We start from the raw sequence: 21,179 nt of genomic DNA, 5'->3' as shown, positions 1-21,179 counted from the left end.
ACATTTGCAACATGAATGATGAAAAGAAAATATCTGTTGTTATAAATACTTACAACGCCGAACGCCATTTGATGCAAGTGATAAATGCAGCCAGTGGTTTTGACGAGATTGTGGTTTGCGACATGGAAAGTACAGACAACACCTTGGACATAGCGAAAGGCATGGGCTGCCGAGTTGTTACTTTTGAAAAGAAAGACCATAACATCGTTGAGCCCGCACGCCAGTTCGCCATTGAACAGGCTTCATTTCCATGGGTCTTGGTGCTGGATGCAGATGAAATCGTTAGTGAAGAGCTACGAACTTACCTGTACAACCACATCTCTCAGCCGGCATGCGCAGAGGGAGTGGCCATTCCGCGCAAGAATTATTTCATGGGGAAGTTCATGCATGCTTGTTATCCCGACTATATTTTGCGTTTCTTTAAAAAAGAAGTGACAACCTGGCCCGCCATCATACACGCCTCGCCCATAGTAGAAGGCCGAGTTATTCGTTTACCTAGAAACCGTAAAGACTTGGCTTTCGAACATCTGGCTAACGACTCTATCTCAACATTGAACAACAAGAACAATGTCTATTCGGACAATGAAATCTCAAAACGTCTCCACAAACACTATGGTGTTGGTGCACTGTTAGGTCGTCCATTCTTCCGTTTCTTCCGTTCGTACATTCTCAAAGGAGGCTTTAGGGATGGCGTCCCTGGGTTTATTCATGCCGTATGGGAAGGCATCTATCAGTTCACTATTGTAGCGAAGATGATTGAATTTAGGAGGCAAGCCAAATAGAAGTTGGGTAGATTAAACATTATTGATGCACAGAAAGAGTTGGGCATCGTGCCACGCCCGTTCCTTTTAACCGACACTTCATCTTCCTTTGTAAAATGGTACGGCCTTTCTTCAAGGCTGTTACAAAAGAATTGCAAGGCCCTTCGGGATTAGGCACACAGCAGGACGAGCCATGTAATGTGACAGACTTGCTTTGTTAAGCTACCCATGAACGCAAGTTAAAGATGCTTGTTTAATCCATTTTCGCACCAAGCAAGATGATTGCGTTTAACTTTTTCCAGTTCGTCTAAATGGCGTTGCTCATTACTTTTTGATGCTTCTTTATGATAAAGATGATACACATTTCCACCCATTTTGAGTGCCTTCTTTTTTACTCCGGCGAAATGTAAACGGTAGGCAAGTTCGCCGTCTTCGTGTCCCCATTGCGCCAGGTCTTCGTTATAACCGTTTACTTTGATAAGGTCGTTTTTCCAAAACGCCATGTTGCATCCCCGGAGGTGGTCTATTTTGCGGGCATAACGCTCAGCCAACAGGTGGCGAAACAGCCGTGAACGAAAACTGTTGAGTAGAAACGTGAGGGGCAGGCTGCTGTATTTGAGTTTGAATTGAGACGTAGCTAGTATTTCTTGGGTGTTTTGGGGCGTAAGCTTTACCCTACTTCCGCATACAAAATAGTTCTTTTCCGCCAATTCGAGATGATCAGACACAAAGTGAGGAGACAGAATAACATCCCCATCTACTTGCAGAATATAGTCACCTGATGCACGGGCTATTGCCTTGTTCATGATGGTGGTTCGCCTAAACCCTTTGTCTTCATGCCATACATGCTCAATGGGTACATTGCTTTTGGCCTGCATTTCTTCAACAAGCCGCCGTGTTTCGCCTGTAGAACCGTCGTCAGCTATAACGATTTCGTCTGGCAGTACGGTTTGTTTCAGTATGCTTCCCAAACAAATTTGCAAGGCTTGAGGCCAATTGTAGGTTGAAACGATGATCGAAGTTTTCATATATAACCGAGTTTTAAATTATGAATGATATAGAAAAGGAATTACTTGATGGATTGATTTGATGATACGTTCGAGTACATAATCAGAACGTTTTACACCTAATGCTTTCGCTCTTTGCATTGGCTCTTTGCGATTTTGGACATCGGGAAACATTCGTTTAATTTTTTTGTAGAAAGCTCCGCGCGCCAAACTTAAACGATAGGAGCCAATAAAAGGTAGAGCCCAAAGGCGATGGGCGATGATAAGCTGTTCTTCAAAAACACCTTTGGTTTTCTCAGAACGTGCAGTTACACTATCGTTATGCATTCTAAAGCGATTCAACTTCTTACGAACTTCTACGACATCCCCACGCAATGCCATCTCAATCCAGAACAACCAATCGGCGCAATAACGCAAGCCGGCGTATCGTTTGTCAATTTGCAGGTACAGGTCTCTACGAAACAGGACACCGGCAGCATTGTAAACAGAACATCGCCACATTAACAATTTGCGCAGATAGCTTTTTGAAGGATAAAAGCGAACTGAACCGTCCTCGTGCTTGTGCCAATAATCAAACTCTCTTCCAGTGGGCTTTCCATTCTCATCTACCAAGACAGCACCGGCAAAGGCAATGGCGGCCGTAGGATATTGATCGAGTGCCCTGACCAGTGTTGCCAATAAAGTAGGCTCGCAATAATCGTCGCTTTCTGCTATCCAAACATACTCGCCTTGGGCCAAGTCAATACCTTTCCGCCATTGTGCAAAGGGGCTTCCACTATTTTTTTCATTGAAAACGATGCGACTGACCAATGGATGTGTGGCATATTGAGATAAAACAGCTTGGCTATTGTCGGTGGAACAATCATCGAGCAGAATGACTTCCATATTTTGAAAGGTTTGGGAGAGAATGCTCTCCAGGCGTTGCGGAAGAAAACGGCCATAGTTGTAGTTGGGCACAATAACGGATACCTTGGGCATAATGGGTGAGCGATTTAGACTGTGGTAAATACGTCGTCGAAGTAGACAAATGACTGCGCGGTGAGCGGTACGTCTTTATCCATAATCCAGTAAAGCGGCACGCGGCGATAAAAAGACGCCCAAAGCGAGAAAGTGCTTTTAACGCCGATAAGGTAATCGCATGATGCCAAGAGTTGCAAGTCTTCGATTGCACTGCCTTCTGAAAGGAAAGTGGTGGGGTGAACAGCGGTAAAGCCATCAATATTGAGCGCGTTATCGTTAGTGCAAATGTAAATATTGATGGTTTCATTGGGATGCAATGCGATGAAATCTTTTATGATGCGATGATATACTTCATCACTGAAGAAGTATTTTCCGCCCTGCCAACGAATGTAGTCTCCGCGCCGGATGTGTAGTCCTAAGTTAATGTCTGCCTGCGGATGGGTGTTCATCCAGCAGTTTACTTTTGCTTGAATAGTTGGTTTTATTTCAAAAATGCGAGCAATATCATCCCTATATTTGAGAAACAAGTCTGGATAACGTAGGTGCCAGGCTGCACTCGCTATAATCCAGGGCTTGCATAACTGCTGGTCTTGGATAATGTTCGACCCATCTTTAATGCAGGTGATAACGCGGAAAGTAATGAGTAGTTTGCCGAGAATGTAGGTAAGTGGGTTGTGATACCACTTTTTGCAAATTTCAAAAAAGCGGTATTTATAAGAGAAACGCAACGAAACGACGGTTACTTTATGCTCTTTTCCGAAGGCGTAAAGATGTGCATATTGCAGAATATTATTGCACATCTGCCCATATCCTTTGACAAATATCATATTCCTTGTTGATTTTGTTGTATCAGTTTTCGACGTTTAATGTCTTCAATGTCACCAAGATCTACCCTGCCTGTGGCTTCGTCATATCGTAGGTTAAACTCCTCCCGTGTTCTTTTCCAACGGTTATGGCTCCAAAGATAAAGGGCCGGATCTCGGCGAATGGTGTGTTGCAGCTTTTCAAAATAGGTGTCAGTCAGTTCAAAGTCTGCTCTCCCTTTGGGTTGGTCGGTTATCAATTGCATGTCGCAGCGATAATATCCACGCTTAGTTCGTGACACGTCACAATAGAAAACCACCTGATTGGTTGCCTTCATAACCTTTTCCGTTCCCGTCAATACAGGTGTATCATGATTAAGGAAATCAAACCAGTGATGGATATTGTTCCAAAACGGCACTTGGTCTGATATGTAACCCATCACGATGGGTTGTTTCTGTTGTTGGTAAGCCACTACACGTCGCAAGGTTGCTGCCATGGCAATACAACGTGCACCTTGCTTTTCCCTCACCTTCTTAAAAAGGCTGTCGAAACGTTTGTTTTCTAAAGGATGATAAATTTGCGTACACAGACCCTTGTCGCTTATCCAATAAGGTAGCGAAGTTATCCACTCCCACTGGCCATAATGGCCTAAATACACACCGCACGAACGTCCCTGGTCCACATAGTGGTCAATAACATCAGTCCCCGTAAACACGAGATGTTCCATCAACTGCCGCTTACTCATGGTCATCAGCTTAATCGTTTCCACCAAGTAGTCGCAAAACCAATGATAAAAGCCCTTCTCTATCGACCGAAGCTCAACATCCGACTTCTCAGGAAAAGAGCTCTCGATGTTCCGCCGAATAACGCGGCGTCGATATTTCACCACATAATATGTAACAAGGTACAAGAAGTCGGATATTACGTACAGCACGCAGAAAGGCAAGAGAGAAAAGACGAACCAAGCTGCATACAATAGATAGTAAGCAATGAAACTGATAACATTCTTCATTCTCAAGGCATCAATTTGTCGTTAACCATCCTATACATGTATTGCTGGATGATAGCCTTAACCTCACGCTCCATCTGCGCTTGCTGTTTCACCTTCCCTTTAAGATTATGTTTCATCAAGAGGTCGTCCAGTGCATATACAGCCTTGGTTTGTTTACCATCGAATTGCAACACATATCCATACTTCACATATTGATAAATACCGTTAAGGTAGTTTACTGCATACGTTTCCTCCATCGGTGTTGTCATCAAGTCGCACCCGAAAGAAAGGAAGGGCTTACTATACTCCAAAATACTGAGCACAGTGGGTAATATGTCTATCTGCTGAGCGATACCGTCGCGCATGCCTGGTTCTATTTCGCCGCTGGGATCATAGATAATGATAGGCGAGCAAAATCCACCTATATCCGTTTGATATTGAGCATGGTCGCTCAGGTTGGTGTGGTCGCTTGTCAGTACAAAAAGAGTGTTCTTGAACCAAGGTTGTTTGCGTGCGCTCTCGAAGAACTTACCTATGGCCATGTCGGTGTACCTGATGCATTTGTGCATAATCAGTCCTTCTTCAGGGTATACGTCCTTATACTTTTCAGGAATGACGTAAGGCGTATGCGAAGAAACGGTGAATACTGTCGTCATGAAAGGCTGTTTCATCTCGCTCATCTTTGCGCAATAGTATTGCAAAAATGGTTCATCCCAAATTCCCCAATGCCCGTCAAAGTCGGCATCACCGCCAAAACGCGGGTCGGCTGCATAGTCTTCGCGTCCATAATACTCCTTAAACCCAGTTTTCTTTGCAAAAGCCAAGAACCCCATACTGCCTCGATTGGCCCCATGGAAAAAGGCCGTGTTGTATCCTTCGTTACTTAAGATGCCAGCCAAACCAGTGTAAGTGTTCATGGATTGTGGAGAAAGTACGAACGGTTCGACAAACATTGGAATTCCACAGAGCACAGAAGGCATGCCGTCTATACTCTTGCGCCCATTGCAATAAGAATACTTGTAGGTAACACTTTGTTCTATAAGTTTGTCCACATTGGGGGTGTAGCCTTTATAATTACCGTCTTCCAGCTCTTTGTTCAGTGCACCTATGTATTCTCTGCCGAAGCTTTCTACAATCAATATCACCACATTCTTAGCATCAAGCGCAGATAAAGCTGAGGGCCTATGCCTGTTATGAATGGGTGTAAATACCTTTTCCAATTCTTCTTGCGATTTGAAATATTCGGGAACAGTGAATACACTCTTACCAATGGTGCGAATAAGAGCAAATGGCGTGTTCAGCACTAGTGCACATTCGGTGGGGCGTTCAACGTATTCATTGGCATTGCTGATGGTTATTGGTCTAATGGCTGAGTCTAAACCACCCCGACAGGCTGCAACGCCAAAGGGGGTGACGGCAGCCAACAGTAATAGCTGTATTCCGCTATAAGCCACGCGTTGCTTTACCGAAACATATTGTTCTGCCCTAACCTTAGGCGTAACGTATAGCTTGCACAGCAGAAATATCAACAATGCAGCCAGCAACACCAAGTACCAGTGTTCTAAAAGCTCGCCCCAGAACACATCGCCTAGGTTGTTTTCGTTCTTAAACTCGCTGAAAACGCTTGTCGTGGTTCGCCGAAGGGTATAAGGGAAGTAAACGGAATCGCCCAAGTTGATTACCAGCGTGAGTGAGTTAACCACAACGAACAACCACTTACATACCTTATGATACAACGGCGTTTCTTTCATCCACAACGGGAAAAGCATCATCACCACATAAAGGGAGTTGGTGTAGAATATTGCCGAGCGGTCGAACATGTAGCCGCCATAAAACAATCGCCAAAGACGGGCGGGCGACAGGACGGCACAAAAGTAATTGTAGTTCTCAAACAAAAATTCTATTCGAGCCACGATATACAAGCCAAAAGCCAAAAGCAGGTTGGCAAGCAACGCCACGAATGGCGCCAACGGACTTTGCATAATGTCCAGACGATTTCTTTTCATGTTGTACTCCTTATTATAATAACTGTGGTTTCAGAGCGACTGCATGTCGTTCAACTTACGATAATAGCCATCAATGGCCAGCAGTTCTTCATGTGTTCCACGTTCAACGATGTGCCCTTCGTGTATCACACATATCTCGTCGGCATTCTTAATGGTCGACAGGCGGTGGGCAATGGCCACCGTGGTGCGTGTTTTCATCAGTCTTTCAAGGGCGTCTTGCACTAGTCGTTCGCTCTCAGTGTCCAAAGCACTAGTTGCCTCGTCCAATATAAGTATGGGTGGATTTTTAAGCACTGCACGAGCGATGCTCACACGTTGGCGTTGTCCGCCCGAAAGTCTGCCGCCCCTATCGCCAATGTTTGTGTCAAAACCATGTTCCGTCTCCATGATGAAATCGTACGCATTGGCTATGCGTGCTGCCTCCTCCACATCGTGCATAGAGGCATTGTCTACGCCGAAAGTAATGTTGTTGTAAAACGAGTCGTTAAACAAGATGGCCTCTTGGTTCACGTTGCCAATAAGCTGGCGCAAGTCGTGCACGCCCAAGTCTTTCACATTTATGCCGTCGATAAGCACTTCGCCCTCTTGTACATCGTAGTAACGCGGAATCAAATCTACCAAAGTAGACTTGCCCGAACCGCTCTGCCCCACCAAAGCCACACTCTGTCCCTTGCGTATAGTTAGATTAATGTGGCGCAACACCCATTGTTCACCATACCTAAACGATACGTCCCTAAACTCTATTTGATGTTCAAAGCTGCTTATGTGCACAGGGTTTTCCATCTCCTTAATGTCTATCTCGGCTTTCAAAATCTTGTCTATGCGTTCCATCGAGGCCAAGCCCTTGGGGATGTTATAGCCTGCACGCGAGAAATCTTTCAGCGGATTGATGATAGAATAAAGAATAACGAGGTAGTAAATAAATGTTGGCCCTTGCATCACCTGATTGTTCAAAACCAGCATTCCGCCAAACCACAGCACGATAACAATCATTACCGTACCCAAAAACTCGCTCATGGGGTGCGCCAATTGCTGGCGAATGTTCACCTTCATGATGTCGTTTCGGTAGGCGCTGTTCACTTTGTCGAATCGTGCATTCATCTTATCTTCGGCACAGAAAGCCTTGATAATGCGCAACCCGCCCAATGTTTCCTCCACTTGGCTCATCGTATCGCTCCACAACGCCTGTGCCTTAATGGAGTTTTGCTTAAGCCTGCGCCCCACATAACCCATGAACCAGCCGAACAAAGGCACGAAAATCAGGGTGAAAAGCGTTAGTTGCCACGACACAACAACCAGCGTGATGAAATAGGCTATGATAAGAACGGGATTCTTAAACAGCATGTCGAGCGACGACATGATGGAACCCTCAACCTCTTGAACGTCGCCACTCATTCGCGCAATGAGGTCGCCCTTTCGTTCTTCTGAAAAGAAACCCAACGAAAGCGATGTAATCTTTCGATACATTTGGTTGCGGATGTCGCGCACAACACCTGTTCGTATGGGTATGATGGCAGCCGACGACAAGAAGTAGGAAAGCGTTTTAAGCATAGTCATGAAAGCCAACAGTAAGCCCACAACAAGCAGGGTGGTTGTTGCTCCCCACTCCACTATCATTCGCTGTATGTAATAATTCAGGTTGTTTACGATAATGTCTACTAGCTGGCCAATGCTCTCCGCACTTCCCCAAGCCACGTACGGCACAGGTTTAGCGGCATCGCTTGTCTTAAAGAGTATGTTCAATATGGGTATCAGCGTTGCGAAAGAGAAGATGTTCAATATCGCAGACAAGACATTGAACACTATGGATAGGGCCAAATATTTCTTATACGGCGGCACAAAACGACGCAATACTCGTAAAAATTCTTTCATATATAGGGTGTTACACACCTGCGAGGGGTGCTGTATAATGACATAATGTGGTGCAAAGGTAATGTAAATTACGCGCTTTCGCAACTTCTTTACCCTTGTTTTTCATTATCCAGGCCATCTGTTCTGCACCTGGTGGGGTTTCTTAACAATTTTAAGTTCATCTGCTGGTGCGTACATCAGTTTAGTAGACAAGTTGACGAGTTGACAGGTAGACGAGTTGAGAAGTTGACAGGTAGACGAGTTGAGAAGTTGACGAGTTGACGAGTTAACAACTTGACGAGTTAGCAAGCTGATAGGCGCAGCCATCTTTTCAACCTCTCAACCTTCCACCCTTTCACCCTTTCATCCTTTCACCTTTTCACCCTTTCACCTTTTCACCTTTTCACCTTTTCATCTTTTCACCCTTTCACCTTTTCACCCTTTCACCTTTTCACCTTTTCACCTTTTCACCTTTTCACCTTTTCACCTTTTCACCTTTTCACCCTTAATCGAGCATTAACAGTTGGCATATTATCCATATTTATTAACACAAAAGACCTAATCGAGTATTGAAACAAGAAAAATTTCATGTTTTTTAGCAATAAGTTTGGTTTATAAATAAAAAAATAGTAAATTCGCAACGAGAAATCAACAAAAGGTAACGACGTGAAGATACTGTCATTTATACTCATGTTATACTCTTTCATGTTTGTTGGCTGCGAAATAAAGATGTGGCACAGCATGAATGGCGATCATGGCGACTGCATTAAGGTGCAACGCTACGACCGCTTAGAGAGTCGTTACCTCTCAACAGGCGATTACTCGGCACTGCAACAAATGAACACAGACTATCCAACAGAAACGCGTACGCTGATAGAAAAGGTTTTGCAGTTGGGAACTATTGAAGACTCTGAAATACATCATCGCTTTTTGCACTATTATCAAGACACCACCCTGCAAAGACTAATTACCGATGTAGAAGCAGAGTTTAACAACATCAACGATGTCAACGAACAATTCACCCATGCGTTTAGCAAGCTTAGTAAGTGGTTCCCTAACTTGCCACAACCAAAGATTTACTCACAGATTAGTTCGTTCGACCAAAGCATCATCGTGGGAAACGGCACCATAGGTGTATCGCTTGATAAGTACATGGGCGAAGACTATTCGCTTTACAAACGCTTTTACACCCCCGAACAAACCAAAACCATGTACCGCGGTTACATCGTTCCCGACGCCCTGAGTTTCTATCTCCTTGCCCAATATTCGCTAGATAGAAACGACACACGCCCGCAAATAGACCGCGACTTGCACATGGCTAAGATATGGTGGGTGGTTAATAAAGCCACGTCTAAGCAAAGCTACCGCAACAAGTTTGTCGACCAGGTGGACAAATACATGCGTGCCCACCCTAACGTTACTTACGAAGAACTTATATCCACCGAAAATTATAGGGCCATGCTGCCTTGAACAACTTGCTCGTTTGCCATTTTGCGAACGAGCAAGTTGGTAAATTCGTAATTCTTCAATCCCCATTTTGGCGCAATAAGCAAGCCTTCGGGCGATTGACTAACGAACCTTTCCAACACAAGATCCTTGCGTAGTCGTTTAACATACTCGCAAATCACATCCAAATATTCTTCTACCGTATATAAGTGGAACGGCTGTTTCATGTATTCCCTAGCCAACAACGTTCCGCGTATTATCTGCATCTGGTGTATTTTCAAGATGTCGATGGGCAAGGCAGACATGATTGTGGCTTGCCTAATGCTTTCTTCCGCATCTTCGCCAGGCAAGCCTAGGATAACGTGCGCCCCCGTCCTTATTCCGCATTCGTGTGTTCGCTCGATGGTTTCTCGACTACACTCAAACGTATGTCCACGCTTAACGCGTTCCAAAGTTTCGTTGTTGGCACTTTCAACGCCATACTCCACAATCAGAAACGTATGCTTATTAAGCTCTTCCAAATAACGAAGTAGAGCGTCGGGCATGCAGTCGGGACGTGTACCAATAACCAAGCCCACCACATCTTCTACCATCAAAGCCTCCTCGTACATGGCCTTAAGGCGGTCGATAGTGTCGTAAGTGCTGGTGTAAGCCTGGAAGTAAGCCAAGTATTTCATGCTGGGATACTTGCGCGCGAAAAACTTTTTGCCTGCCTCCAACTGCTCGCCAACCCCCTGCTGAGGTTCACAATAGGCAGGATTAAAGCTGCGATTGTTGCAATAGGTGCACCCTCCGAACCCCGTATGTCCATCTCTCGTAGGGCAAGTAAAGCCCGCATTAACCGATAGTTTCTGCACTTTGAAGGGGAATTGGCGCCTCATCCAGTTCCCAAAATCATTATATGGTAGTTGCATTGTTCGTATTTTTGTAGTGGTAGGCAACAACAATTGCTCGCCTTTGGTTTGCAAAAGTACGGATTTTTAATTATCTTTGTCCGCAATTACGACTAAAAACATTCAATCATGAAAAAAGTAATCATATCGTGCATGGCCTTCCTCCTGTCGCTGTCTAGCGGTTCGGCGGCTGGCACGCTAGACTTGAAAAAGATTACCGATGGTACGTTCTCGCCAGAGTACATCAGCGGCATTAAACCCATTGCGGGTACCGACCTCTACGCGCAGATAAGCGACGACGGGCAACGCATCGTACGCTATTCGTTTAAGACAGGCAAACAGGTAGACGTTCTGTTCGACGTGAACGACACGCAAGGGCAAAAGGTGAAGTCGTTCGACAGTTACATCCTTTCGCCCGACGGCACGCGCATACTTATTTGCACCAACCCGAAAAAGATTTATAGGCGCACCTTCAAGGCCACCTATTATATATATACTGTGGCATCGCGCCGACTGGACAAACTATCCGACGGAGGGCCACAGCAAAATCCCACGTGGTCGCCCGACAGTAGGCAGGTGGCTTTCGTGCGCGACAACAACATTTTCTTGGTGAAACTGCTCTACGACAACGCCGAAAGCCAAGTTACCAAAGACGGAAAGCTAAACGAAGTGATTAACGGCGTGCCCGATTGGGTAAACGAGGAGGAGTTCGGCATTAGCAGTTCGTTGGTGTTTAATGCCGACGGAACCATGATTTGCTGGGTGCGCTATGATGAGAAAGACGTGAAAACCTTCTCGTTACAGATGTATCAAGGGCAATACCCTTCGCACAAGGAGAACCAAACTTATCCTTCTTTCTTTGCATACAAATATCCAAAGGCAGGCGAAGACAACGCCAAAGTGTCGGTATGGAGTTTCGACATCAAGTCGCGACAAACCAGAAAGCTCGACGTGCCATTGGATGCCGACGGCTATATACCACGAATTAAGACCACCAACAATGCCGACATGATACTTGTCTACACCATGAACCGCCACCAAGACATGCTGAACGTATATACGGTGAACCCTCGCAGCACCGTTGCACAGCTGTTGGTAAGGGAAAAAGGAGACAAGTATGTGAAAGAAGAGGCCATCGCCAACATATCGGTTTACAACAATAGCTTTCTACTTCCAAGCGACCGAGACGGCTACATGCACCTCTATCTATACGACATGGGCGGAAAGCAGATACGCAAGATAGGCGACGGAAACTACGACATCACCCAAGTTTATGGCTATGACGAGCAAACGGGCGACGTATTTTACCAAGCTGCCGTGCCTACCGCGCACGACAGACAGGTATTTGTGAACCACAAAAACGGCAAAACTGAGTGTTTAACAAAGCAAGAAGGCTGGAACAACGCCATCTTCTCGGGCGACTTGAAGAACTTTATCAACACGTGGAGCAATGCCACCACGCCTTACACCTTCACGCTATGCGACGCTCGCGGCAAAGTTATATCCACATTGCTAGATAACAAACAGCTCGTTGCCAAATACAAGCAAGAAGGACTTTCCGAGCCCGAATTCTTCTCGTTTACAACAGGCGATGGCGTAAAGCTAGACGGCTGGATGGTTAAGCCTGCCAACTTCTCCCCATCAAAGAAATATCCCGTCATCATGTTCCAATACAGCGGACCGGGCAGTCAGCAAGTAGTAAACTCGTGGGGCATTGGCTCGATGGGGCAAGGTGCACTCTTCGACAGGTACTTGGCCCAAGAAGGCTTTATCGTTGTATGCGTGGATGGGCGCGGAACAGGCGGCAGAGGTTCGGCTTTCGAGAAGTCCACCTACCTGCAATTAGGCAAGCTAGAATCGCAAGACCAAGTGGCCACAGCCCGCTATCTCGCCTCACTACCCTATGTAGACGCCAACAACATCGGCATTTGGGGTTGGAGTTTCGGCGGTTTTAACACGCTTATGAGCATGAGTTCGGGCGACAACGTCTTCAAGGCTGGCGTTTCGGTGGCTCCCCCCACTTCATTCCGCTACTACGACACCATCTACACCGAGCGATACATGCGTACGCCCAAAGAGAATGGCAAGGGATACGACGACAACGCCATGTCGCGCGCCCACAATTTGCATGGAGCCTTGCTCATTTGCCACGGCTTGGCAGACGACAATGTGCATCCGCAAAACACCTTTGAGTATGCAGAATCGCTTGTTCAGGCCGACAAAGACTTCAAAGAGTTGTATTACACCAACCGCAACCATAGCATCTATGGCGGCAACACACGCAACCACTTGTTGCGCCAGATAACCAATTTCTTTAAGGAACAACTGAAATAACCTCGGTTCATCCACCCCAAAAAGCCCCAAACCCTTCTGCTAAGGAAAGGTTTGGGGCTTTTCCGTATAAAACCAGTTACGCCATTGCACAACACCAGTCACGCCATAGCATAACACCAGCCATGCCGTTACATTGCATTAACCACGCCAATGCGCAACATTGACCACACCATTAGCACCTGGCTAGCACGCCGCATTTTGCTTTACCACCGCAGGCTAGCAAACATTCCTCGCCTAGGCTTGTTGCGGATTAAGGCTTGGTTTTTACCCAGCCTTGTTCACTTTCTTGCACTTGCCTGAAAACTCTTGCACCTCAATCTTGATGATTTCTGTACGATGAAACGATGCCTGCGTGTACTTCTCTCCCAGCTGTTTATGTTCGGGCGATAGCTTGTTGATAAGCAGGTGCAAGGCTTTCATGCGCTCGTCTTCGTCCAATCCCGTTCGGGCTAGGCCATAAATCACCACACTTTCGTATTCGGTGGTGAAATTAGCGGGCAACAAGTTAACGTCGCCCACAATGCAAAGGCACACATGCGGGTTCTTAGCTATGGCCCTTAACTTCTTACCTTCGGGTGCGCAATGCACATATAACGCGCTTTCGCCATCCCAAACATGGTTTACGGGGATGGCATACGGCATGCCTTCCTCGTCTGTCATCGAAAGAACGCCATACTCGGCACCCTCTATCAGCTCTATGGCGCGTTGCTCTGTCAACAGTCGGTCGCGCCTTCTTACATGGTCGTTATTGTATTTCATAACCTCTTCTTTAATGGCAAAATTAAGTATTTTTTGCCACAATAACCCATAACATTTCATGGTTTATGCGGTTAAAGTGGGTTAATTGCCTTAACTTTGCAGCCAGTTAAACTGCGTATGGGTGGGCCGAACCCCCTCGTTCTCTCCCCCATCCATGCACAAATCACAGCTGCACAATGACAGAAATACACCCCATAGCCCATCTTCGTTCGCCTTTCAGCTCAAAGTTTGGCATACCCAAACAAAGCGGATTGGTGCAAGACGTACGCGGACAAATCGTTTTCGAACCCGCTTATCGCTCGAAAGACGCCCTGCGTGGGCTAGACGAGTTCGACTACCTATGGCTTATTTGGCACTTTTCGGCCAACAAACACGCACCCAATAGCCTTGTCGTTCGTCCGCCATTGCTAGGCGGAAACACCAAGATGGGCGTGTTTGCCACGCGTTCTCCCTTTCGTCCTAACGGCTTGGGCCTATCTTCTGTGCGGCTAGAACGCATCGAATGGGAAACGTCCCAAGGCCCCGTTATACATGTTTTGGGTGCCGACTTGATGGACGGGACACCCATTTTCGACATTAAACCCTACATCGCATACGCCGATTGCCACGTGGGTGCACGCAGTGGTTTTGTAGACAGAACGGCCATTGCCCGACTAGATGTGTGCATACCCGAACGTTTCCGCACCATATTCTCTTCCCACGACCTTAAAACGCTTTGCGAAGTGCTGGCACTCGACCCTCGCCCGCATTATCAAGACAATCCCCAAAAGGTGTATGGCATGCCGTTTATGGATAAGGATGTGCGTTTCACGGTGTCGGCCGAGGGGCAACTGCTGGTGGTAGACGTGGTATAAGCCGATTTCTTCCTGTGCGATGCCCCCGCACAGCCCTTCTCCCTCCCCATCGTTTGTTGGCAAACATCATGCTCCAAACCTTGCTAAAAAACACATTTACACCCTTACTAACCTTCCTTTTTTACCTTTTCCACACTGCTTTGATAAAAAAATATGTAAAAGTTTGTCTATTTAAGAAAAGATTTATAACTTTGCGAACAACACTAAAAACCCTTAACTGTGCCATTACAACATGGGGGCGCACCATATAAACTACTTTTCAGCTAAACCAAACGCGGCTGTCTTAATCAGAAATGCAAATCCCACATGTATGCAAAGGCATTAGAAACAGAACTAACGATAAAAACAATTATAAAACAAAACAAATGATGAGAATTTCTACTTTATTACTGGGAGCGACCTTGTCGCTTTCCACTTTTCCTGCTATGATGGCGCAAACCTATTGCCAACCCACCAAAAGCAGTGGAGGAAAAAATTGGGCGCATGCCAATTCGCAGTCGTTTTACAGCTTAAAGGTTTCTTCGGATGGTAACGATGTATATCAGTTTACCGACGAAAATTGCAACAACCAGTACAATTGGATACAAGACGAGCAAGGCTTTACCACCTCAACAGGTAAGAAACTGGTGCTAGACGTGCGTTCGGGTATTTGGACGTGGGACATCCAAGTGGGATTTGACTGGGATGGTGATGGCGACTTTGAAGACATTCAACGCGCTTTCTCTACGGTTGGAAAGAAACCAACAGAGAAAGAAACCTCGTGGAACCCCAAATACAGCGACACTTACGCCAATGCCAAATGGAGAGAAGCCGAGCAAAACCGCTTAGGCCATCGCGGCGTGCTTTACCATCAGTTTACCTTCACGGTACCCAGCAATGCCATTAATGGTAAAACCCGCATGCGTATTTTGTGCGACGGCGATGGCGGGTCGGCCGATTTCGAAATGTGTTCGCCTGTGGGCTACGCCGGTTCGATGCACGATTTCGGCGTTACAATCGTTTCAAAGAACACCGCAGCTAAGCCCGTTTTCAGTGTGGCAGACGGAATCTATAAGATGGACCAAATGGTGACCATCACCACGAACACGCCCGATGCTAAGATTTACTACACCTTAGACGGCAGCACCCCCACCGCTGCCAACGGCATGCTGTACGAAAGCCCCGTTAAAGTGAGCGGACTAGAAGGAAACACCACCGAGGTAACCTTAAAGGCCATTGCCGTTAAAGACGGAATGGAAGCCAGCAACGTGGCTACGGCCAAATACACCATACAAAAGGCTTGGAGCATAGTGAAAGGTACGGTTCATCCCACCGAAGACCGCTACATCACCTCGGCCACAACCGAGGATGCCAAGCAAAACCTAAACTTCACGCAAAGCACCAAGCCCTCCGTTGTTTACATCAATACAGGCAGCGCATTCACGGTAGAAAGCGGCAGCAACTTCAAGCTACACGTACAATGCAGCCCTTCTATGAAGTGGGACCATGCCATTGTGTTTGTTGACTGGAACCACAATTACAGCTTTGACGACGCGGGCGAACAGCTATTTAAGGTTGGCGAGGAAGTGAAGGGCAACGAAGAGGTTTGCAACTTTACCCGCACCATAGCCGTTCCTGCCGATGCCGTTGTGGGTGCAACGCGTATGCGCATACAATTTACCGATGCTTGGCACAAGAAAAACGAGCCAGGACATACGCATAGCGCAGAAGATGTGATAGACAAAGGCGGCGCTTACGACTTTGTTGTGAACATCGAAAAACCCGTAGTAAACGGCATTGATAACGTTTCGACAGACAAAACTGCCGCCGAAGTGTACACCCTTGAAGGCATAAAGCTCAACAAGCAAGTAAACGAATTGCCTAAGGGCATCTATATCGTTAACGGCAAGAAGGTGGTAGTGAAATAACGCACGAAAGAATATATTCAAGGCACACCTTAATAATATGTTATCAGATATTAGAGATGTAAATTTGTGATATGCCGTGATGGCATCAACACAATGATTTCCTGCATCCCTCGCACGTCATTGTGCAGGGGATGCTTTTGTTTTTATCATAATCAAAAACAACTAGTTTTAGGTATGAATTGCCTTACGGGTAAGTTTGCACATATCGAGATTGTCTTTATTTTAACTCCAATCGGCATATACGGCGCAATTATGTTGTCCGTTTTTCAGCAAGCATTTTAACATTATGAGTGCCCTTTCCGACAACCAACCTCCCTTCTTGCCGCAAAAAATCGATTCTCGCGAAAGTTTATTTTGGTGCAAAATAGGGTTAGTTTGTGAATGCTGCAAAATGAATTTTTATTTAAGGAAACCGCTATTTGCACCCATTTTGAAGCTATTTTGTACTATTTAGCCTGCGTTTTGGTGCTAAATGCAGTGCGTTTTGATGCTAAATGCAGTGCGTTTTGCCGCTAAATGCAGTGCGTTTTGATGCTAAACGCAAGGTAAAATGCCGCTAAATGTGATGCCGAATGCTGCTAAATACAAGACGAAAAGCATAAATATCCGCCGAAATAGCATAAACAAAACCTTTCCGAACCATGAAAAACATAGCTCAAAGGGGCAAAATGGCCGTTAAAAAGTGGGATTTTAGGGTCTAAAAGCAGGTAATTGGAGTTGAAAAAATAAGAGTCGGCAAGCAAACCAGAAAGGCAAAATGGTGCAAAACGCAGGTCTTCTTCTTAAAAACAGACAAGCTAGAAGACGTGGTAGGTTACAAATAGCGGATGTTTACCCACTTTTCAACCAAAATTTTCGCTAGAACGGAGTGGAAATTGGAGCGTTGTTGTAAAATAAAATAAACGATTTTAAGTTTTGTGAGTTGATGAGTTGACAAGGGGATTTAGATGACGAGTTAACCTGTAGCCGATTAAACTTTTCCCTTCTTCCACCGAAACACATACTATTTAAAGAAAAATGCACGACCAAGACACGCTAGACACGGCCAAATTTTATATCCCCAACATGCAAAACAGCGTGAACTTACGCACATGTCCGCAGGATGTACACCAGTGAAAGAGGCGCAAGCCGAAGGCGTGTTGGCATCGCGGAGACGGCAACAGAAACAATTTGTAACTTCAATATTTTGCGAAACTGCATGTTTTTTAGTAATTTTGCGCATTATTTGGGTATACAAAACAACTTTATATAAATGAACATTTCATACAAATGGCTGAAAGAGTATGTCGACTTCGACCTTACGCCGCAAAAAACGGCAGAGGTATTGACTTCTTGCGGCCTTGAAGTAGACTCTGTGGAAGAGGTTCAAATCATCAAAGGTGGCTTGAAAGGACTGTATGTGGGCGAAGTGCTTACATGCGAGGCGCATCCAAACTCCGATCACTTACACATCACAACCGTTGACTTGGGCAAGGGCGAACCTTCTCAAATAGTATGCGGCGCACCCAATGTTGCCGCCGGACAAAAGGTAATAGTGGCCGATGTGGGTGCCGTGCTTTACGATGGCGACAACGAGTTTGTTATTAAGAAATCGAAGTTGCGCGGCGTTGAAAGCTTTGGTATGATTTGTGCAGAAGACGAAATTGGCGTGGGAACGGCTCACGACGGCATCATCGTTTTGCCTGCCGACGCTAAGGTTGGCCAGCCTGCCGCCGAATATTACCAACTGGAAAGCGACTGGCTTATCGAGATTGACATAACCGCTAACCATGCCGACGCACTAAGTCATTATGGCGTGGCACGCGACCTGTACGCCTGGTTGGTGCAAAATGGTTATGAAACTACATTGAAACGCCCCAGCTGCGATGCCTTCGTGGTAGACAATAACGACCTGCCCATAGATGTTACCATCGAGAATAACGATGCCTGCAAACGCTATGCTTGCGTATCGATAACCGACTGCGAGGTGAAAGAAAGTCCCGAATGGCTGCAAAACAAGTTGCTTACCATCGGCCTGCGCCCCATCAACAACATTGTAGACATCACTAACTACATCATGATGGCCTACGGACAACCCATGCACTGCTTTGATGCCGACATGGTTAAGGGTCATCACATCATTGTAAAGACACAGCCTGAGGGAACGAGATTCGTTACCCTAGATGGCGAAGAGCATACGCTTGGCCCTTCTGACCTGAGCATCTGCAACGCAGAAGAGCCGATGTGCATCGCTGGCGTGTTTGGTGGAAAAGGCAGCGGAACATACGAAACTACGCGCAATGTTGTGCTGGAAAGCGCATATTTCCACCCCACATGGATTAGGAAAAGCGCACGCCGCCACGGACTTAGCACCGATTCGAGCTACCGCTTTGAGCGTGGCATCGACCCTAGCGGCACGGTGTATGCCCTGAAACAGGCCGCCATTCTTTGCAAAGAACTGGCAGGTGGCAAAATATCTATGGAGGTAAAGGACGTTTACCCCGAACCAATATCCGACTTCGACGTTGACTTGAAATATGCCTATGTGGGGCAAGTGATTGGCAAAGAGATTGGAAACGATGTTATTAAGCGCATCGTAACGAGCCTTGGCATGCAGGTGGTTGAAGAAACCAACGAAGGTTTGCAACTCAAAGTTCCCGCTTATCGTGTAGATGTTCAACGTCCTTGCGACGTTGTGGAAGATATTCTGCGCATCTACGGCTATAATAACGTGGAAATACCCACACAACTGAAAAGTTCGCTAACGGTACACGGCGACGAAGATAGGGAGCATAAATTGGAAACGCTTATTGGCGAACAACTTGTTGGCTGCGGATTTAACGAGATACTGAACAACTCGTTAACGAAGGTGGCCTATTACGAGGGATTGAACAACTACACGGAAGATACTTGCGTGAAACTGCTGAACCCACTTAGTGCAGACTTGGGCATGATGCGCCAAACATTGCTGTTTGGTGGACTGGAAAGCCTTTCGCGCAACGCCAACAGGCAGAACCAAAACCTGCGTTTCTTTGAGTTTGGCAACTGCTACCACTACCATGCCGACAAAGCAAACGAGGAAAGCCCCATAAAAGCCTACTCGGAAGAAAAGCACTTGGCACTGTGGCTAACGGGTAAACGCGTGGAAGGCTCGTGGATTCATCCCGATGAGCAATCTTCGTTCTACGAATTGAACGGCTATGTGGAAAACATCTTCGCTAGACTTGGCATTCCTGCTGGCCTATTGGTTTACGAAAAGAGCGAAAACAACATCTTTACTTATGCCCTTAAAGTGATGAACAGGGGCGGAAAGGTTGTTGCCGAACTGGGATATGTGGCCGATGGCATTCGCAAGAACTTTGGTTTGACGAACGAAGTGTTCTTTGCCGACTTGAATTGGACTGCCCTTATTAAGCTGACAAGCAAGAAAGACATAGAATTTAAGGAGATAAGCAAGTTCCCGGCCGTAAGTCGCGACCTCGCTTTGTTGCTCGACAAGGAAGTGTTGTTTAAGGATGTTGTGGCCGTGGCCACGCAGACGGAGAAGAAATTGCTCAAGAAAGTTGAGCTCTTCGACGTGTACGAAGGCAAGAATCTGCCGCAAGGCAAGAAGAGTTATGCCGTGAACTTCATCCTGCAAGACGAGAACGCAACACTTAAAGACAAGCAGATTGAAAGCATTATGCAGAAGTTGATTGCCAACCTTAAAGGCAAACTTGGGGCTGAATTGCGCTAAACGGGCTGCAACAAAAGATGCTGGTAAAGACATCTAATGTAAGAATATAACGATAAAAAATAGATAATAATATAGGAGTGAGGCACTGTCGCCCTGCTACATGTTGCACTTATTTTTCCATGCAACGATGTTATAAGGGCACAAACTCGCTCGTAAACGCACAATCCTATGGGAAGAGCATTTGAATATCGCAAGGCTGCGAAACTGAAAAGATGGGGCCATATGGCCCGCACGTTTACAAAGATAGGTAAACAAATTGCCATTGCCGTAAAGGCAGGAGGCCCCGAACCAGAGAACAACCCTACGCTTAGGGCCATCATCGCTAACGCGAAACGCGAGAATATGCCCAAAGACAACATCGAAAGGGCTATCAAAAACGCGATGGGTAAAGACCAAAGCGAATATAAAGTGGTGACATACGAGGGCTATGGGCCGCATGGTGTGGCCATATTTGTAGACACGCTTACCGATAACACAACGAGAACGGTGGGCGACGTTCGCTCTATTTTCAACAAGTTCAATGGCAATTTGGGTACTTCTGGCTCGCTTTCTTTCCTTTTCGACCATAAGTCGGTGTTCACTTTCAAGAAGAAAGACGGACTGGAAATGGATGAATTGATACTCGACCTCATTGATTATGGCGTGGAAGACGAATACGATGAGGATGAAGAAACGGGCGAAATAACCATCTATGGCGCTCCTACCAGCTTTGGCGAGATACAAAAGCACTTGGAGGAAGAGGGCTTTGAAGTTACTGGCGCCGAGTTTACTTACATCCCTAACGACCTGAAAGAGGTAACAGACGAGGAGCGAGAAACTATCGACAAGATGGTGGAAAGACTTGAAGAGTTTGACGATGTGCAGACGGTTTACACCAATATGAAGTAATGG

The 21,179-nt window shown here is 46.2% G+C and carries 15 protein-coding genes; 7 read left to right on the top strand and 8 right to left on the bottom strand.

From position 1 onward, the window contains the following. Nucleotides 1-11: 11 nt before the first annotated feature. Entirely contained in the window at nt 12-782 is a 771-nt protein-coding gene (locus HMPREF0670_RS01400; RefSeq protein WP_009229373.1) for a glycosyltransferase family 2 protein, read from the top strand. A 218-nt stretch (nt 783-1,000) separates the two neighbouring features. Here the strand turns inward: HMPREF0670_RS01400 and HMPREF0670_RS01395 are convergent, their stop codons facing one another. The 6 genes from HMPREF0670_RS01395 to HMPREF0670_RS01370 are packed head-to-tail and all read right to left on the bottom strand — an operon-like array spanning nt 1,001 to nt 8,401. Then, a complete protein-coding gene (locus HMPREF0670_RS01395; protein WP_009229372.1) occupies nt 1,001-1,789 on the bottom strand; it encodes a glycosyltransferase family 2 protein in 789 nt (262 codons plus the stop codon). An 18-nt stretch (nt 1,790-1,807) separates the two neighbouring features. Continuing rightward, nucleotides 1,808-2,746: a glycosyltransferase family 2 protein gene (locus HMPREF0670_RS01390; RefSeq protein WP_009229371.1), complete on the bottom strand. Its 939-nt coding sequence runs from the start codon at nt 2,744-2,746 to the stop codon at nt 1,808-1,810. A gap of 14 nt (nt 2,747-2,760) precedes the next feature. Next, nucleotides 2,761-3,555, bottom strand: a complete 795-nt coding sequence (locus HMPREF0670_RS01385; RefSeq protein ID WP_044077586.1) for an alpha-1,2-fucosyltransferase — start codon at nt 3,553-3,555, stop codon at nt 2,761-2,763. After that, nucleotides 3,552-4,544, bottom strand: a complete 993-nt coding sequence (locus HMPREF0670_RS01380; RefSeq protein ID WP_009229369.1) for a lysophospholipid acyltransferase family protein — start codon at nt 4,542-4,544, stop codon at nt 3,552-3,554. Before HMPREF0670_RS01380 ends, HMPREF0670_RS01385 begins: the two co-directional genes overlap by 4 nt. 2 nt (nt 4,545-4,546) lie before the next feature. After that, nucleotides 4,547-6,529, bottom strand: coding sequence for an LTA synthase family protein (locus HMPREF0670_RS01375; RefSeq protein ID WP_009229368.1), 1,983 nt, complete (start codon nt 6,527-6,529; stop codon nt 4,547-4,549). A gap of 30 nt (nt 6,530-6,559) precedes the next feature. Continuing rightward, nucleotides 6,560-8,401 carry an ABC transporter ATP-binding protein gene (locus HMPREF0670_RS01370; RefSeq protein WP_009229367.1) on the bottom strand — a complete coding sequence of 614 codons (1,842 nt, stop codon included), beginning with the start codon at nt 8,399-8,401 and terminating at the stop codon, nt 6,560-6,562. 684 nt (nt 8,402-9,085) lie between these two features. On the opposite strand from HMPREF0670_RS01370, the gene HMPREF0670_RS01360 reads away from it, so the two are divergent. Next, nucleotides 9,086-9,850 carry a gliding motility protein GldB gene (locus HMPREF0670_RS01360; RefSeq protein WP_019188051.1) on the top strand — a complete coding sequence of 255 codons (765 nt, stop codon included), beginning with the start codon at nt 9,086-9,088 and terminating at the stop codon, nt 9,848-9,850. Here the strand turns inward: HMPREF0670_RS01360 and HMPREF0670_RS01355 are convergent. Continuing rightward, entirely contained in the window at nt 9,829-10,740 is a 912-nt protein-coding gene (locus HMPREF0670_RS01355; protein ID WP_044077829.1) for a TIGR01212 family radical SAM protein, read from the bottom strand. The genes HMPREF0670_RS01360 and HMPREF0670_RS01355 overlap by 22 nt on opposite strands. A 108-nt stretch (nt 10,741-10,848) precedes the next feature. Between HMPREF0670_RS01355 and HMPREF0670_RS01350 the strand changes: the two genes are divergently transcribed. Beyond that, nucleotides 10,849-13,053, top strand: a complete 2,205-nt coding sequence (locus HMPREF0670_RS01350; RefSeq protein WP_009229364.1) for a S9 family peptidase — start codon at nt 10,849-10,851, stop codon at nt 13,051-13,053. 264 nt (nt 13,054-13,317) lie between these two features. Here HMPREF0670_RS01350 and HMPREF0670_RS01345 read toward each other — a convergent pair whose 3' ends face one another. Then, nucleotides 13,318-13,812, bottom strand: coding sequence for a pyridoxamine 5'-phosphate oxidase family protein (locus tag HMPREF0670_RS01345; protein ID WP_009229363.1), 495 nt, complete (start codon nt 13,810-13,812; stop codon nt 13,318-13,320). A gap of 176 nt (nt 13,813-13,988) precedes the next feature. Here HMPREF0670_RS01345 and tsaA point away from each other — a divergent pair, with 176 nt between their 5' ends. The 4 genes from tsaA to HMPREF0670_RS01325 all read left to right on the top strand — a co-directional run bounded on the left by tsaA (nt 13,989) and on the right by HMPREF0670_RS01325 (nt 21,176). Then, complete coding sequence (gene tsaA / locus HMPREF0670_RS01340) at nt 13,989-14,666, top strand: tRNA (N6-threonylcarbamoyladenosine(37)-N6)-methyltransferase TrmO (RefSeq protein WP_009229362.1); 678 nt, start codon at nt 13,989-13,991, stop codon at nt 14,664-14,666. 365 nt (nt 14,667-15,031) lie between these two features. Further along, nucleotides 15,032-16,573, top strand: coding sequence for a chitobiase/beta-hexosaminidase C-terminal domain-containing protein (locus HMPREF0670_RS01335; RefSeq protein WP_044077581.1), 1,542 nt, complete (start codon nt 15,032-15,034; stop codon nt 16,571-16,573). A gap of 1,252 nt (nt 16,574-17,825) precedes the next feature. Then, nucleotides 17,826-20,288, top strand: coding sequence for a phenylalanine--tRNA ligase subunit beta (gene pheT, locus HMPREF0670_RS01330; protein ID WP_009229360.1), 2,463 nt, complete (start codon nt 17,826-17,828; stop codon nt 20,286-20,288). A gap of 168 nt (nt 20,289-20,456) precedes the next feature. After that, the gene (locus tag HMPREF0670_RS01325; RefSeq protein WP_009229359.1) at nt 20,457-21,176 is read left to right on the top strand and encodes a YebC/PmpR family DNA-binding transcriptional regulator; all 720 of its coding nucleotides are present in this window, start codon (nt 20,457-20,459) and stop codon (nt 21,174-21,176) included. The last annotated feature ends 3 nt before the right edge of the window (nt 21,177-21,179 follow it).

The sequence above is a fragment of the Prevotella sp. oral taxon 317 str. F0108 genome (genome assembly GCF_000162415.1).
Lineage (GTDB): Bacteria > Bacteroidota > Bacteroidia > Bacteroidales > Bacteroidaceae > Prevotella > Prevotella conceptionensis.
Note: the sequence above shows the minus strand (reverse complement) of the source record. Positions and strands in the feature narration are given on the sequence as shown.